10 protein-coding genes and 3 pseudogenes are annotated in these 14,408 nt (G+C 62.8%); 5 read left to right on the top strand and 8 right to left on the bottom strand.

Annotation, left to right across the window (positions count from 1 at the left end):
• Window positions 1-361: 361 nt before the first annotated feature.
• Both NKJ94_RS16310 and NKJ94_RS16305 read left to right on the top strand, forming a co-directional pair.
• Window positions 362-1,396 carry an NADP-dependent oxidoreductase gene (locus NKJ94_RS16310; protein ID WP_352526401.1) on the top strand — a complete coding sequence of 345 codons (1,035 nt, stop codon included), beginning with the start codon at window positions 362-364 and terminating at the stop codon, window positions 1,394-1,396.
• 31 nt (window positions 1,397-1,427) lie between these two features.
• Window positions 1,428-2,485: pseudogene (locus tag NKJ94_RS16305) on the top strand (alkene reductase).
• A gap of 37 nt (window positions 2,486-2,522) precedes the next feature.
• Here the strand turns inward: NKJ94_RS16305 and NKJ94_RS16300 are convergent.
• A complete protein-coding gene (locus tag NKJ94_RS16300; RefSeq protein ID WP_352526400.1) occupies window positions 2,523-3,509 on the bottom strand; it encodes a LysR family transcriptional regulator in 987 nt (328 codons plus the stop codon).
• Between the two features lie 707 nt (window positions 3,510-4,216).
• Window positions 4,217-5,113 (bottom strand): LysR family transcriptional regulator, encoded by an 897-nt coding sequence (locus NKJ94_RS16295; RefSeq protein ID WP_352526398.1) that lies wholly within the window; start codon window positions 5,111-5,113, stop codon window positions 4,217-4,219.
• 279 nt (window positions 5,114-5,392) lie between these two features.
• On the opposite strand from NKJ94_RS16295, the gene NKJ94_RS16290 reads away from it, so the two are divergent.
• Together NKJ94_RS16290 and NKJ94_RS16285 are read left to right on the top strand one after the other, a co-directional pair.
• Window positions 5,393-6,127: an SDR family NAD(P)-dependent oxidoreductase gene (locus tag NKJ94_RS16290; protein WP_352526397.1), complete on the top strand. Its 735-nt coding sequence runs from the start codon at window positions 5,393-5,395 to the stop codon at window positions 6,125-6,127.
• Window positions 6,128-6,278: 151 nt separating this feature from the next.
• Window positions 6,279-6,877 (top strand): annotated as a pseudogene (locus NKJ94_RS16285) (NADPH-dependent F420 reductase).
• A 446-nt stretch (window positions 6,878-7,323) separates the two neighbouring features.
• Here NKJ94_RS16285 and NKJ94_RS16280 read toward each other — a convergent pair.
• From NKJ94_RS16280 to NKJ94_RS16255, 6 genes and pseudogenes are all read right to left on the bottom strand, one after another.
• Window positions 7,324-8,276 (bottom strand): annotated as a pseudogene (locus NKJ94_RS16280) (oxidoreductase).
• A gap of 49 nt (window positions 8,277-8,325) precedes the next feature.
• On the bottom strand, window positions 8,326-8,895 hold the full coding sequence (locus NKJ94_RS16275) for a TetR/AcrR family transcriptional regulator (RefSeq protein WP_352526396.1): 570 nt from the start codon (window positions 8,893-8,895) through the stop codon (window positions 8,326-8,328).
• A gap of 247 nt (window positions 8,896-9,142) precedes the next feature.
• Window positions 9,143-10,705, bottom strand: a complete 1,563-nt coding sequence (guaA, locus tag NKJ94_RS16270) for a glutamine-hydrolyzing GMP synthase (protein ID WP_352526394.1) — start codon at window positions 10,703-10,705, stop codon at window positions 9,143-9,145.
• An 86-nt stretch (window positions 10,706-10,791) separates the two neighbouring features.
• Window positions 10,792-11,442: a 5'-methylthioadenosine/S-adenosylhomocysteine nucleosidase gene (locus NKJ94_RS16265; protein WP_352526393.1), complete on the bottom strand. Its 651-nt coding sequence runs from the start codon at window positions 11,440-11,442 to the stop codon at window positions 10,792-10,794.
• A gap of 26 nt (window positions 11,443-11,468) precedes the next feature.
• The gene (locus NKJ94_RS16260; RefSeq protein ID WP_352526392.1) at window positions 11,469-11,927 is read right to left on the bottom strand and encodes a PaaI family thioesterase; all 459 of its coding nucleotides are present in this window, start codon (window positions 11,925-11,927) and stop codon (window positions 11,469-11,471) included.
• A gap of 125 nt (window positions 11,928-12,052) precedes the next feature.
• Window positions 12,053-13,342, bottom strand: coding sequence for an RsmB/NOP family class I SAM-dependent RNA methyltransferase (locus tag NKJ94_RS16255; protein WP_352526391.1), 1,290 nt, complete (start codon window positions 13,340-13,342; stop codon window positions 12,053-12,055).
• 346 nt (window positions 13,343-13,688) lie between these two features.
• Between NKJ94_RS16255 and NKJ94_RS16250 the strand changes: the two genes are divergently transcribed.
• Window positions 13,689-14,366, top strand: coding sequence for an MIP family channel protein (locus NKJ94_RS16250; RefSeq protein ID WP_352526390.1), 678 nt, complete (start codon window positions 13,689-13,691; stop codon window positions 14,364-14,366).
• Window positions 14,367-14,408 lie beyond the last annotated feature (42 nt).

Genomic DNA, 14,408 nt, shown 5'->3' with positions numbered 1-14,408 from the left:
TCCCGCTCGCCGACAGCACGATCTATGAGAAGGAGACTTCCCATAGCCAAGTGAGAGAAGAGCACTGGTGCACTGATCTGCAGTCGCCCGTGCAGCTCACCTCGACCTCACGCAGTTCGCCGAGCCAACCTTCGGTTCGGGTAAAGAGCGCCGGCCGCCGTCCGTGAGCTTAAGTGTGCGGTCACCTCGTTCGAATAGTCCCACGCCCAGGCCCGATTATGCGCCGCGACAAGGTCGCCGTAGGTCGACCGCTTTTCCGACTGGCCGAAAAGACCGGACGGACGAGGCGACAAATACGAAATTAGAGACACCCGGAAGGTCCATCAAGTGTCTCTCCAGCGAGACAGACTGTCTAATTTCGATGACTTATGGCGCGGATTTCGAACGCTTACCTTCCGCCAAGAAGGAGAACCACATGACACAATCCGCTGACCTCAACCGGGCCGATTCCAATTCCGAACCGCTTGCGCGCGGGCGAGCCTTACGTCTTCAAGCCTATGGCGGCCCCGAATCCCTGACAGTCGATAGCGTATCCGCGCCCGAGCCGGGTCCGGGCGAGGTCTTGGTGTCGGTCAAGGCCGCCGCGGTAAACGGCATCGACTGGAAAATCCGTGAAGGCTACCTCCGCGAGCGCTTCAAGCTGACCCTGCCCGCGACGCTTGGCATCGAAATGGCCGGCGTCGTGCTTCGGACCGGCCCCGGCGTCACAGGCGTGAAGCCCGGGGATCGGGTTATGGCTGCCCTCGGTGGCGTCGGAGCCTACGCCGACCATCTTGTCATCAACGCCGAGAAGCTCGTCCTGACTCCGTCAGCCCTGTCGGACGTGGAGGCGGCGGCCATTCCGGTCGCGGCGATGACAGCCTGGCATGTCATTCAGGCCGCGGATTTCGACCTCTCCGGACGGCGGGTGCTGATCCATGGCGCAGCCGGCGGCGTGGGCGGCTTTGCCGTCCAGTTCGCCAAGGCGGCCGGAGCGACCGTCTATGCCACGGCCTCGACCATGAGCCTGCCGCATGTCCTGGCCCTCGGCGCGGACGAAGTGATCGACTATCGGCAGCAGAACTTCGAGCTGCTTGCGCGCGACATCGATTTCGTCGTCGACCTCATCGGCGGTGAGGTCGTGGACCGCTCCTGGGCACTCCTGTCGCCCGATGGCCTTCTCGTAAGCATCGCCGCTACAGACCTCGCATCGCGTACGCCGCCAGGCCGCCGCGGCGTCTTTTTATCGAACAAGCCCGACACCGCGCGTCTGGCCGCGATCGTCCAGCAGGTCGCTGCGGGCACTCTGACATCGACGATCGGCGACGTGGTGGGTTTCGATGATTTGGCTTCCGCAATCGAGCGCAATCGCACCGGCCACGCGCCGGGCAAGATCGTCGCCGACCTCACCCGCTGATCACCTCGTTTCTAACTTCAAGGATTTCATCATGACGACGATTTGGAATCCGGTCGGCGTGGGCCGGATGGACCTACCCCATCGCCTGGCCCTGGCCCCGATGACCCGCAGCCGTGCCGAGTTCAACGGCGTACCGGGCGAGCACGCCGCTGAATACTACGCCCAGCGCGCCTCGCTGGGCCTATAACCGAGGGTGTGCAACCCTCGGCCGATGGCCAGGGCTATTTCGCGACGCCGGGGATCCACGCGCCCGAACATGTCGCTGGCTGGCGCAAGGTCACCGATGCGGTTCATGCAAAAGGCGCGAAGATCTTCCTGCAGCTCATGCATGTCGGCCGCATGTCGCACCCGGACAACACGCCGCATCACCGTCAGCCCGTCGCCCCGTCGGCCGTCGCGCCCGGTGAGCAGATGTTCACTGCGAGCGGCATGCAGCCCATCCCCGAGCCGCGCGCGCTGACGACCGAGGAAGTCGCCGCCACGGTGCAGGATTTCCGGCGGGCCGCGCGGCTGGCTATCGATGCCGGCGCCGACGGCGTCGAGATTCACGGCGCCAACGGCTATATCATCCATCAGTTCTTTGCGCCGAACGCCAATCACCGGACCGACGCCTATGGCGGGCCAATCGCCAACCGCATCCGGTTCGCCGTCGAAGTGGCGCAGGCTGTCGCCGATGAGATCGGCGCCAATCGCACCGCTATCCGCCTTTCGCCAGGCCTGCCTTTGGGCGGGCTTGATGAAGGTCCGGAGAGTCCTGCGCTCTATCGCGAACTGGTCGCCGCGCTGGCACCGCTGAAGCTGGCCTATCTCCACCTGATGTATGGCGGGGGCGACGAGCTCCTCGCCGACATCCGCCATGCGTGGCCCACGACCCTGATGGTGCTGCGGCTCGGGCGCACGCGCGAAGCCCTGGACCAGGACATCGTCTCGGGCCAGGCAGACATGACCTCGATCGGCCGTTGGGCTTTGGCCAATCCCGACTTCGTCGAGCGTCTGCGGTTGGGCGCGCCCTTCAACGAGTCCAATCCGGCCACCTTTTATGGCGGTGGCGCGGCCGGCTACACGGACTATCCGCGGCTTGGCGACTGATGCGTTGCTGCTGTAGTTCATCGGACTGTAGCAGCCATCATCGGGCGGTCGTCGCTTGCGTCATTGGATCAAGCTGGCCCTGCGACATGGCTGACGGCGTTGGCCGACAGTAAGGTAACTGTGGCGGCTTCAAATCCGAATGAAACGCTGCCAATTCGTCGGGAGTGCCTTTGGGAAACGCTTCCCTCAGATGGTCGAGAAAGGCGGAAACGCGGGCGTTCAACAGGCGCCGCGACGGGTAGAGCGTCCACAAGGCAGTATCTGGGGCATCCACGTCCGCCCAATGCACCAACGTGCCGGCGGTCAGATCATGACTCACGAGCGATACCGGCAACCGTGCCGCACCCGCACCCATGACGACCGCATCGCGAACCATGATGAGCGACGACAGGCTGAGCACCGGGGTGAACGCGATCGTCGTCGGCCCCGTGTCCGGTTTGATGTTCCACGACGAAAGTCCTCTGTCCGAGCCATGAACGACAGCCGGAACGGCGTCTCCGTCTTGCGGTCTCGCCACTTGCGGGCTCGCCACGATCACAAGCCGATCACGCATGAAGACCCGTCCCACCAAGCTTTCATCGGAACGCGGATTGACGCGAATGGCCAAGTCATACCCTTCTTCGACCATGTCGACTGCGCGGTCTTCGGTCGTGACTTCAAGGATAACGTCGGGATATTTGAGCGAGAAGCCTGCCGCCAGCTTACCCATCGCAAGTTGAGAGAAGAGCAATGGCGCACTGATCCGCAAATTTCCACGCGGTTCTCGGTCTCCCGACGCAATCGCTGCGGCCGTCTCCTCCACTTCCGTCAGCAAGCGACTGGTTCGCTCATGCAGGGCCTTTCCCTCCTGAGTGAGCTTCAGCGCACGCGCTCCGCGCGCGAACAAGCGTAGGCCTAGGCTATTCTCCAGTTCGGCAACGCGCCGGGAGAGCGTCGCCTTGGGGCGCCCTGTGGCGCGCGCGGCTCGCCCGAACCCACCATGACGTGCAACCAGATTGAAGTCGGCTAAGGCGAGCAGGTCCATATGTTCCACCAGTGAGACAGGATGTCTATAAATGGCAGCTACCGGTGCGTTTGTGGACTCCTAAATAGGTATTAGCGATTTGAGACAAGCTGGAGTACGTCCGGGAACTGGCGCTAGCAGACCCGCCTTTGTGCGCGCTATTCTACGCCAGAGCACTATCGCCCTTTGAAGCGACTTTACATCATCCTGAAAATGGGCGCAGATCGGACGTGCGAGGCGGAAAAGGAGAACGCCAGTTCAGTGGAGTGAGAACCAACTAGACCGACAATTGCCCGAGGGTGAAATTCGCCGCCGAGACTACGCTATTGCCGCCGTTTATCCCTCACTCCCACTCGTTCTGAAGCATCATAACGCATTGATCCATCGAGGCAAATCTTTCCGCTGACGACGAAGAACCGTATCCTGGATCCGTCAGAAATTCTCGCTCTTGAATTCAAAGGAGAACTTCGGCGATCCGCGATTTGCTCGGTTTTACAGACTATCGATATCGAGTGGTCGATTTTCCTCGGAGTCCTCCGCAAGAGCGGCGTCTCCAGCTGCCCTAAAAGACCGTCAGCGATGGTGAAGTCCGTCGCCCGCCAGTAGTGTGGCCCTCGCGCCGATTGCGATACGGCGCGCCATTCGCGGATTGAACGACACCGCTTCAAGCGATCGCAGCTCGGCTTCCGACCGGATTACGGCAAGCGTCGCCGGCGACCTGCCGCGCATCAGTCGCGCGATATGGACAGCCCCGCGAGAAGCGGCGCGTACGCGGCGAGCCTGCGGGATACGAACTCAGTGAAGAGCCGCACGCGCTTCGTCTTGCGTGTCTCCCCCTGTGTGAGGAGCCAAACCGTTCCGTACATGTGCAGGTCGGTACCCGGCACCCTCACCAGTAGGGGGTCGGCATCGCCAACGAAGCACGGCAGTGTCGTCATCCCGAGCCCTTGCCGTACGGCAACGATCTGCGCCTCAGCGTCCGTGGTCCTGAAGGGAACCCCCGTGGTACGAACCTCACCCTCGCTGGCCCATTCCGGAATTCCATGAATGCTTATGACGATCCACCGGATGGGATCAGGCGCGCCCGCACGCCACGCGGCTAGTCGATCGCAGGACATGTAGATGCCGCCGAACAGTTCCGGTCCCTTCAGGCCGTGAAGATTGAGCGGCAGGGTTTTGCGGTCGTAGACGACGCGGATCGCGACGTCGGCCTCTCGGTTGGTCAGATTTGCCAGCTCGCCGGACGACAAGATTTCCATCTCGATGTCCGGATGCAGACGCGCGAAATCGGCGAAGTCCGGCATGAGCAGGTGTGTCGCGAGGGGCGGTGCCAGCGTCACCCGCAGAAGCCCGCGCACGCTCTGGTCGCGCCCGAAGACGCGCGTCTCCAGCAGGTGCGACGACACTTCCATCTGGTCCGCGAACTCGAGGACCTCCTCGCCCGCAGCCGTCAGGCGGTAGCCCGAAGGCAGCTTTTCGAACATGTGCACGCCGAGGCGTTCCTCGAGCTGGGCGACACGTCGCAGCACGGTCGAGTGGTTCACACCGAGGCGCTCGGCGGCGGCCCGCACCGAGCCTCCGCGCGCGACGGCAAGAAAGTAGCGAACGTCATCCCAGTCGATCATGGTGCAATCCGGCACCGCGGAGTTTGCCAGCCTGGGTCCAACACCATCGAACATCCTCTCGAATGTGGGGTAGCACGGGCGGTGATCATAGCCAATGCCGACAAGCACGGCCCAATTCCGAACGGCGGACGCCGATCGTCGCGGCTGGCGTCAGTCGTCCAGCCGGATCGATTTCGCACCACCGATGTGCGCGCTTCCGCACTCAACAGCTGACGCCGGCGGACCCATTTCGAGGTTCTCGGAGGCAGATGCTGTCCCGACACCACGAAAGGAGAAGTCATGGGAAAGCTTGAGGGTAAGGTTGCAGTCATCACGGGTGGATCGAGCGGCATGGCGCTGGCGAGCGCCAAGCGGTTCGTTGAAGAAGGCGCCTATGTTTTCATCACGGGCCGGAGACAGGAGGCGCTGGACGAGGCGATCAAGCTGATCGGCCGGAACGTGACCGGCGTGCGCGGCGACGCGGCCAATCTCGACGACCTCGACCGCCTGTTCGATACAGTCAAGCGGGAAAAGGGCAAGATCGACGTCCTGTACGCGAGCGCCGGCACGGGCGAAGCCGTCCCACTGGGCGAGATTACCGAGCAGCATTTCGATGCGACCTTCGGCCTGAATACGCGCGGCACACTGTTCACGGTGCAAAAGGCGTTGCCGCTGTTCAACGATGGCGGATCGATCTTCATGACCGGGTCAGTTGCTTCGGTGAAAGGTTTTCCTGGTTACAGCGTGTATGCGGCGAGCAAGGCGGCGTTGCACGCATTCGCACGCGGGTGGCTCAACGAACTGAAGGGCAGGAATATCCGGGTGAACGTGCTGCACCCGGGGCCGATCGCCACACCGATGCAGGACCAAGTTCTCACCGAGGAGGCGAAGCAGATGTTCGAATCCCTGATCCCGCGGGGAAAGATGGGGCGTCCTGAGGAAATTGCGACGGCCGCGCTGTTTCTTGCTTCCGACGATTCGAGCTTCGTGAATGGGGTGGAGTTGTCTGTCGATGGCGGCTTCTCGGCCATCTGAAATCGCGCCGGATCGCGGGAAGCGGCTGACCGGCGGGAACTAGCGTGTCCATGGTGGAACGACCACGCAAAGGTCGCCACACAGCGGAACGAATAACCCAGCGCCGTTGAAGGCCGGGGAAATCAATACCAACACGGATCGGAGAAGCATTATGAGCTACGCAATTGTAGGATTCGGTAAGATAGGCCACGCCCTCGCCCGCGCCTTCGCCCGTAAAAACATCGACGTGGCCGTCGCGAGCCGCCGGCCGCCCGAGGCGTTGGCGCCGCAGGCTCGGGCGATTGGACCCAGGGTCGTCGCCAAGTCGCTGCGGGATGCACTCGAGGCCGACACAATCATCTTGGCAGTCCCGTTCGGAGAGCATCGCGAAGTTGCGAAGGCTCTGCCGAGCTGGGAAGGCAAGACAGTCATCGACGCGACGAACGTGTTTCCAGTGCCTGAAGAGCTGGACGGTCTCCCGTCCTCCGCCTTCGTCGCGAAGGCGTTCACCGGCGCCAAATTCGTGAAAGGTTTCAATCACCTGGTTGCGGCCACCCTGGCTGCCGATCCGATCGTCGAGGGCGGCCACCGGGTCGTCTTTCTGTCGAGCGACGACGAGGACGCGATCGCTCCCGTGGCGGCCTGGCCAAACAACTCGGGTTCGCACCCGTCAAGCTGGGAAAGCTCAACGAGGGTGGCGCGCTGGTGCACGCACGCGGCCGCACTTGGGGCCAGCTCATCTTCCAGGATTTGTTCAAGAAGGAGCAGTAATCGAATCTACGGTCGTGTGATCGACGCCGAGAACTGGTCGCGCGCTAACTTCTTCGAGCAGCGCGCGGCCGAATATTTGAAGGCCACAAAGTCGCGAAGGTTGGGGTGGGCCCGACGGGGTATGGGCGCCGCCACGGTACTCCCCCTCATTCCCACTCGATTGTTCGGACGGACCATAAGTAGCTGATTTCGCTCGAAATTTCCTCAGTTTAGATGATGATAAGCCGACATGGGGCCGTCAAAAATCTACGCTGTTGATTTTAAACAGATTTTTCACTGAATATTTTTCGCACGGTTTCGGTATCTATCGAAGTCGATTGCCTCTGAGAACCGATTTTTAGCGGCTGGGAGCCGCTCCACTACCAGCGGAAAAGTACCGTCATGTCGCTTGTAGCAAGGTTTCGTCGCCCGGGCGAGGCTCGTCCAATCCGCGCCCCAGAGCAAGCCTACACGAGGGCCTGACGCACCGTGTCGCCGTGAAGTAAGGTGGCCGGCAAGCCTGGATCGATGCCGGTCATGGCGATGGAGACGTCCCAGAGCCGCTTCGCGAGCGCGGGATCTTCGGCGTGCGGCGCGCGCTTTGCTTCGCCGGCTACACCGCGGATTCCGCCAAAGCCGGTGGGACCGTAATAGCCTCCGGGCTTCACCTTGCCGGTTGCAGCCAGAAGTGCCGGCCACGCGCCCTTGTCGGCGCTATTGAGCAACAGGCCGACGATTGGGCCTACGATCTGGATCAGCCCCATGTGACGGCCAAGACTTGTGGCGGCGACTCCAGGGTGGACGCCGATTGCTGTGACGGGCGACTTCGCCGCGCGCAGGCGACGATCCAGTTCGAAGAAGAACAGCGCGCTGGCCAGCTTGCTGGCGCCGTAGCGATCGTTCTTGATGTAGCTCTTGTCGGCGTTGAGGTCGTCCCAGTCGATCTTGGCCTTCAGATGCGCGACGCTGGAGGTCACGACCACCCGCGCTCCCGGGGTCTCCGCAAGTTTAGGCAGGAGCAGCGAGGTGAGCGCGAACACGCCGAGATGATTGACGCCGAACTGCGATTCGAACCCCTGCTTCGTGCGCGTCAGCGGCGGGTTCATGATCCCGGCTTGTTGATGAGCGCATCGATCCGTGGCTCCTTCGCGGCGATCTCGGCTGCGGTGCGAACACTGTCGAGGTCACCGAGGTCGAGCGGCAACCAGACGAGATCGGCGTTCGGCGTGATCCGCTTGATCCGCGCGATGGCATCCTGCGCCCTGGTCTGCTCGCGGCAGCCAAGCAGGACGCGCGCGCCCCTGGCGGCAAGCACCCGCGCGATTTCGAATCCTACGCCGGCGTTGGCGCCGGTGACGATGAAGCTTTTTCCCGTCTGTTTGGGGACGTTGGCTTCGGTGAAACCCTTACTATTCGACATCTTCGATCCTTATGTGTGAGTGCTTACATGCTCATTTATCGGTTAAAACTCAGGCGGCAGACCCCTTCCAGAACAGGTCGAACCCGGCCTGGCGGATGGCGTCACTTTCCTGGGGTCTGGCCGTGACCGCATTGATGCTGATGTCAGCCAAGTCGAAGAGAATGGTATCGATGTAGAAGGCGATCCTGTCAGGCGCGGCATGGCCGGCGAGACACTCTTCCACCATCGTCCGCGCATCTCGCAGCATAGCGTGGCACCGGTTCCGGCTTTCCGCCGTCACGCGATCTGACACCTTCAGCTGGCGAAGGGCCTTGCGCGCTGTGGCGTGAGCCAGTCCCCAGTCAATCAGACGGTTCCAGACCACAAATAGTCGGTCTTTGGGGGAGGCGTCCGCCGGATATGGGGCCAGCATCATCTCTACCAAGTCGGCCTCGATCTCGAGAAAGAGCTGGTTGAGCAGATCGTCCTTGGTTGGAAAGTAAGTGAACAGCGTTCCCTCAGACACGCCAGCAGCCTTTGCGATCTTGGCCGTGGACGCGCCTGTGCCCAGGTTGGCGACGAACTCGGCCGCTGCATCGAGCAGTGCCTGTCGCTTTTCTTCACTGAGGGGACGCGCCATATTTCCGTCTAACGATATTGAGTGAGTGGATGCTCAATTATATAGGGAATGGCATGAGATTGGTCAAGGGATGCAGCCCCGCATCTTTCGCGATCATGCCGACCAAGCAGGAATGTCTGCTATCTTATGGGAGTCGCTCTGAAGCTGACCGAGCACAAAGTCTCACAAGCGGACACGTATCTATCGAGATGTGTGAACCGCCTACACTACGACACAGTTTCCCGCAGTATCCGAAACTACGCTCCCGTCACTCCCACTCGATTGTACCTGGGGGTTTGCTCGTCACGTCGTAGACGACGCGGTTGATGCCGCGCACTTCGTTGATGATGCGGGTGGCGGCTGCTCCCAGGAATGCCATGTCGTAGTGGTAGAAATCCGCTGTCATGCCGTCGACCGAGGTGACGGCGCGCAGCGCGCAGACGAACTCGTAGGTACGGCCGTCGCCCATCACGCCGACGGTCTGCACCGGCAGCAGCACGGCGAAGGCCTGCCAGATGGCGTCGTAGAGGCCGGCCTTGCGGATCTCGTCGAGATAGATGGCGTCGGCCTCGCGCAGGATCTCCAGCTTTTCGCGGGTGATGCCGCCCGGGCAGCGGATGGCGAGACCGGGACCGGGGAACGGATGCCGGCCGATGAAGCTGTCGGGCAGGCCGAGCTCCTTGCCGAGCGCCCTCACCTCGTCCTTGAACAATTCGCGCAGCGGCTCGACCAGCTGCATGTTCATACGCTCGGGCAAGCCGCCGACATTATGGTGCGACTTGATCGTCACCGACGGGCCGCCGGTGAAGGAGACGCTTTCGATGACGTCGGGATAGAGCGTGCCTTGCGCCAGGAAATCGGCGCCGCCAAGCTTCTTGGCCTCTTCCTCGAACACTTCGATGAACAGCCGGCCGATGGTCTTGCGCTTCTTTTCCGGGTCCGACTCGCCCTCAAGTGCGCCGATAAAACGGTCTGAAGCGTCGACCAGGATGAGGGGCAGATTGTAGTGCTGGCGAAACATCTCCACCACGCCCGCCGCCTCGTCCTTGCGCATCAGCCCGTGGTCGACGAGGATGCAGGTGAGCTGGTCGCCGACCGCCTCGTGGATCAGCAAAGCCGCGACCGAGGAATCGACGCCTCCCGACAGCGCGCAGATGACCTTGCCCTTGCCGACCTGTTTGCGGATCGTCTCGATCGCGTGCTCGCGGTAAGCGCGCATCGTCCAGTCGCCTTCGATGCCGGCGATGTTGTGGACGAAGTTGCGGAGCAGCCTGGCGCCGTCGGGCGTATGCACCACTTCGGGGTGGAACATGATGCCGTACATTTTGCGCTCGACATTGCCGAAAATGGCGAAGGGCGAGCCCTCCGATTTTCCGAGCACCTCGAACCCCTTGGGCAAGGAGATGACGCGGTCGCCATGGCTCATCCACACCTGATGGCGCTGACCGGGCGCCCACAGGCCCTCGAACAACGGGCTGTCCTTGGCGATCTCGACGAAGGCGCGGCCGAATTCGCGGTGGTCGGAGCTTTCGGCGACGCCGCCCATCTGCACGCACATCGCCATCTGGCCGTAGCAGATGCCGAGCACCGGCACGCCGGCGTCGAAGACGATCTGCGGCGCGCGCGGACTGCCGATGTCGCTGGTCGAGGCCGGGCCGCCGGACAGGATCACCGCCTTCGGATTGATGCGCTTGAACGCCGCCGCGGCCGACTGGAAAGGCACGATCTCGGAAAAGACGCCGGCCTCGCGGATGCGCCTGGCGATCAGCTGCGTGAACTGGCTGCCGAAATCGACAATCAGGACGGTGTCGGGATGATTGGCTGTTTTCATGGCGAGCGTTTAGAGAAAGAAACGAGTCGGCGCAATGGGTTGTGAGGCGTCTCTCTCACTCCGATTCCGCATCTTCATGCAACAGGTCAAAACTGCAGCGCATCAGACGCGATCGCCCGTTCCAAAAGTTGCACCGCCCCGGCAAGCTTTTCATCGATGACGTGCAGATATTCCGTCCAGTCGCCGACATGTCTGAGATCGGCTGCCCCGTCGGAAATGCCGCGCAGGGCGATAAGCGGCACGCCGAACAATTGGCAGGCGCGCAGGCAGGCGAAGGTCTCCATGTCGACCATATCCGCGGCGATCGCGTCGTAAGCGGCGCCGGTGACTATTCCCGCCCCGGTCGAAAGCGTCGCCTGCCCGATGCCCGGTATCCTGAACGGCAGCAGCACGCTCACCGGCAGGTCGAGAAACGGCGTGGCGCCCTTCTCGAACCCCAAGGGCGAGGCATCCATGTCGCGATAGGCGACTGAAACGGCCTGGTAGATTTCCGTCTGCTCCAGCGTGCGGCTGCCCGCCGAACCGAGCGACACGACGAGATCCGGCAGCGCCTTTTCGGCGTTCAGTCGGGACAGTTCGGCGCTGAGTCCGACGCCGGCCTCGACCGGCCCGACGCCGGTCATCAGCGGTGTGAACAGCCGCTGCAAATGCGGTCCGTATTCGGCCTCGGCAGCCATGACGAAGAGAACGGACTTGCCGGAGACCAGGGCGAGCTCACCAGATGTTTTACCGGCCATGATGGTCCATCCTCCCTGCCCGTTCCTCAGCCCTCGATGCCGTCGCGGCCGAGCACCGTCATCATCGTTCCGGTCATTGTGGCGATCAGCTTGGCCTCGCCGTCGGTGGCGAACGCATAGGCCTGGCCATCGGCGACGATGATGGTGCGGCCGGGCTTGGTCACAGAGCCGCGGAACAGGAAGCGCTCGCCCCGGCCCGGCGCCAGCAGATTGACCTTGAACTCGATCGTCAGCACGCCGGAATTTTCCGGCATCAGCGAGAATGCCGCATAGCCGCAGGCCGAGTCGAGAGCCGTCGAAATGACGCCGGCATGGAGAAAGCCGTGCTGCTGGGTCAGTGCCGCCGAATAGGGCATTTCGATCTCGATGATGCCGGGCGTCACCAACGTCAGTTCTGCGCCAATCGTCGTCATCGCATTCTGGCGCGCGAAGGACGTTCTGACGCGGTCCTCATAATCCGGAGCAGGAACGATCTTTGCTGCCATGGCCGTCGCCCTTCGTTTCTCGACAAATCTTATTGCAGCGGCATTTATCGCAGAGGGGTGGGCGGCAGGCAATCGCAAATGCTGCACTGCAGCATTTGGCTCAACCCTGTATCGATGGCAAACGTTCAGCCGGCCCGGCGCAGCGCGCAGAAGTAAAAGCCGTCGGTGCCGCTCAGCGCCGGCGACAGCGAAATGCCGCCCGCAGCGCCGATACGCACTGCCGCTTCGTGGCCCGGAAAACGACCGTCCCAGAGCTGGCGGTGATCGACCGGGACAAAGCCGGGATGGCGGTCGCGGAACGCTGAAACCTGGTCGCCATTTTCCTCGTCGAACACCGAACAGGTGATGTAGACCAGCAGGCCGCCGGGTTTGACGAAGTCCTTGGCGGCATCGAGGATCGTCTCCTGCTCGCCCTTGCGGGCGTCGAGCTGCCTTTGCGTCAGCCGCCATTTGGCATCCGGCCGGCGCCGCCACGTGCCGCTGCCGGTGCAAGGCGCATCGATCAGGACGATATCCATGTGCTTGCCGAGCGGCGCCAGCTCCGCCGGCTTGGTGACGATCTGCACATTGCGGTTTTCCGAACGGCGGATGCGGTCGAAGATCGGCACCAGCCTTGCCTTCTCGGCATCGTGGGCGAAGATCTGGCCGCGATTGTCCATCCCCGCGGACAGCGCCAGCGTCTTGCCGCCGGCGCCGGCGCAAAAGTCGAGCACCTGCATTCCAGGCTCGGCGCCGGCCAGTTCGGCGGCTATCTGCGAGCCCTCGTCCTGAACCTCGAACCAGCCTTTCTGAAAGGCCGGTTCGGCCTGCACGTTCGGGTGCCTGCCGTCGCCTTCGATCGGCGGGATGCGGATGCCATGCGGCGCGATCCGTGCAGCCTTGGCGCCGGTCTCCGCCAATTCCGCCAATACCTTTGGGCGATCGGCCTTCAGGGTATTGACCCTGAGGTCGAGCGGTGGGCGTGTCGCGAGAGCGGCACCCTCTTCCACCCAGGCTGTGCCAAACGCCCGTTCGAAAAGCGGCATGCACCAATCGGGGACGTCTGCCCGCACCGCGGGCGGCGCGTCGGCGAGTCGGCGACCGCCGAGCGTTTTCAATTCGTCGGCGTTCAGCAGCGGCGGCGCGAACTTGTCGCCCTCGAGCGCCTCGTTCAGCGACTGCGCCGTCTGGCCCCATTCGAGCAGCAGCGCGCCGAAGCCGATGGCGCGCGGCGTGTCCTCGCCGAGCAGCCAGCCGGCGGAGCGCTTGCGGCGCAGCGCGTCATAGACGATGTTGCCGATCGCGGCGCGGTCGCCGCCGCCGGCGAAGCGGTGCGACAGGCCCCAGTCCTTCAGCACATCGGCCACCGGCCGGTGACGCCGGCCAATGTCATCAAGCACTTCGATGGCTGCCGCCAGCCGCCCGCCCAGTCTCATTATCGTCTTCCATTACCCAGCAAATTAAATCCGGCCCTGCTCTTAGAGCTTTTCGTGTCCTGATTGAAACAGTTCTGTTCCCCGACGGCGAGACGATCCATGCGGAGGGTGGCGAATGTGGATTCGTGCATCGCGAGCCGCCCCGACCAAGCGGGCGTCGGCCTGGGCTAAATCAAAGAATTCGATCAGTACATATTATATACATCTAATGTACATGCCCGGCGCGCACAAGCACGCCAGCTGCGCAACTGCGCTGCTTTGCAAGTTTTCCGGTTGCGAATACTCTTTGCGCGGTGATTCGCGTCGCAGAAAAGGCGGAGCCGCGGGTCGATACGAGGAGAGGGCAATGAAGACTTATCTGGCGGAAGTTCTAGGCACGTTTCTATTGGTGTTCATCGGCACGGCTTCGGTGGTGACGGGCGGCTTCGGCGGCGCGCTGCCGCTTGGCCAGGAAGGTATCGGTCTGGCGTTCGGCATCGGCCTGATTGCGGCGGCCTATGCGATCGGCCCGATTTCGGGGGCGCATCTCAATCCGGCGGTGACGCTCGGCGTCTTTCTTGCCGGGCGGATGCCGGCCAAGGACGTCATTCCTTACTGGATCGCGCAGATCATCGGCGCCATCATCGCGTCGCTGGCACTGTGGATCATCGTCTCCGGACAGGTCGGCGGCCATACTGGCGGCTTCGGCGCCAATGGCTGGGACGTGACGAAATGGGGCGTCAGCTCGGCCTTCCTGTGGGAGCTGATCGGAACCTTCACCTTCGTCACGGTGATCCTCGGCGTCACCAACGCCAAGCACACGACGGCGTTCGCCGGGCTGGTCATCGGCCTGACGCTGGCAGCGCTGCACTTCGCCATCATTCCGGTGACCGGCACATCGCTCAACCCGGCCCGTTCGATCGGCCCGGCGCTGTTTTCGGGAACTGCGGCGATCGGCCAGCTGTGGCTGTTCATCGTCGCGCCGCTGATCGGCGGCGCCATTGCCGGCGTGGTCGCCAAGGCCGGTATCTTCGAGAAGGACTGACTTCTCGAAGGCTTCAATACAAAAAGGCGCGGGCCGAGGCCC

The sequence above is a fragment of the Mesorhizobium sp. M0060 genome, assembly GCF_040323155.1.
Classification (GTDB): domain Bacteria; phylum Pseudomonadota; class Alphaproteobacteria; order Rhizobiales; family Rhizobiaceae; genus Mesorhizobium.
This window is presented reverse-complemented; position numbering and strand designations above follow the sequence as displayed.